The sequence below is a fragment of the Streptomyces sp. SID14436 genome, from assembly GCF_010548465.1.
Lineage (GTDB): Bacteria > Actinomycetota > Actinomycetes > Streptomycetales > Streptomycetaceae > Streptomyces.
Genome location: NZ_JAAGMD010000219.1, coordinates 1 through 1440, shown reverse-complemented (window position 1 = coordinate 1440; position 1440 = coordinate 1). Strand labels below are relative to the sequence as shown.

Here is a 1440-nt window from a genome sequence, read left to right as displayed (position 1 = left end):
CGGCCTGCGGGGCGAGCTGCTGGACGCCTGTGCCCTGCTCGCTCCCGGCCCGGCCGCCCCGGCCGGGGTGCGGCTCGCGCCCCGGGAGGTGGACGTGCTCGGGTGCGTGGCGGCCGGGGCGACCAACGCGGTGGCCGCGCGGCAGCTGGGCGTGACGGCCGAAACCGTCAAGGCGTACCTGCGGTCGGCGATGCGCAAGCTGGGCGCGCGGACCCGCGGCGAGGCCGTGGTCGCGGCACGCAGGGCGGGGTGGTTGCCGTAGGTTTGCGGTGATTTCCCGCCAGGGTGCTATTTCCGTGGGCGGGGCATTGGATTTTTCCGGATGTCGCTGCACTGTTATTTCCCTCACCACGCCGTCCGTCCGAAATGAAAGAGTCGATTGCCTAATATTGGCCAGGACACGACACTCGGAGGGGAGCGGTGACCGTGCAAGGGGACTTCAAGGAGCCTGCCAGGTGCCGCCCCGACCTGGTCATCGGCCGGGAGGAGTTGTACGCGGACGCCCGCGGACAGCTCGCCGGGGGCGGCAGTGTGCTGCTCCACGGGCCCGCTGGAATAGGAAAATCGACCGTGCTGCGGGCACTTGCGGCGGAAAACGCCGGCGGGGCGCGCACCGTGTTGCGCTGTTCGGCCACCGAGTCCGAATCCCATCTGCCGTTCCTGGCGTTGGCCGATCTGTTCGGTCTCGTCCTGGACCGGGTGTCCGCCGGGCTGCCCGCCGCGCAGCGCACCGCCCTGGAGTCGGCGCTCACCGGCCGCGGCGAGTCCTCCCTCCAGCGCGACGGGCTCGCGCTGCGGCTGGCGGTCCTGTCGACGCTGCGGGCACTGGCCGCCGAGGGCCCCGTCCTGGTCGTCGCCGACGACCTCCAGTGGCTGGACTCCGCCAGCGCCGAACTCCTCGGGTTCGCCGCCCGGCGCCTGGGCGACACCCCGGTGCAGATGCTGTGCGCGGTGCGCACCGAGGGCCAGGAGTACGACCGGCACCTGCGGGCCTGCCCGCCGGACACCCACGCGGTGCGGCTGGGCCCGTTCTCCCGCTCCCAGGTGTCCGCGCTGCTCGACCACCGCGGCTACACCGGGCTGTCCCGCTCCACCGTCCGCGACATCCACCGCACCAGCGGCGGCAACCCGCTGTTCGCGCTGGAACTGGGCCGCGCCCTGGCCGAGAGCCCCACCCGGCCCCGGCCGGGCGAGCCGCTGCCGGTGCCGACCTCGCTGCGGGCTCTGGTGCTCAGCCGCCTGGGCATGCTGTCCGACGAGGCGCGCCGCACCCTGCTGGTGGCCAGCGCGGGCGCGCGGCCCACGCTGGCGCTGCTGCACGCGGCCGGACGTGACCAGGCCGAGGCGGAGACCGCGCAGGCCGCCGCGCTGGGGCTGCTGACGACCGACCCGGAGGACCCGGCGCTGCGGTTCGCGCACCCGCTGATCTCGGCGGCGCTG

The 1440-nt window shown here is 74.3% G+C and carries 2 protein-coding genes; both read left to right on the top strand.

Annotated elements, in window-relative coordinates; all coding sequences use genetic code 11:
- The coding region (locus tag G3I53_RS07985) for a helix-turn-helix transcriptional regulator (protein ID WP_164438166.1) at positions 1 to 262 on the top strand (262 nt) is incomplete at its 5' end.
- Positions 263 to 420: 158 nt separating this feature from the next.
- Positions 421 to 1440 (top strand): AAA family ATPase (locus G3I53_RS07980; RefSeq protein ID WP_164438165.1); only part of this gene is annotated, 1020 nt, incomplete at its 3' end.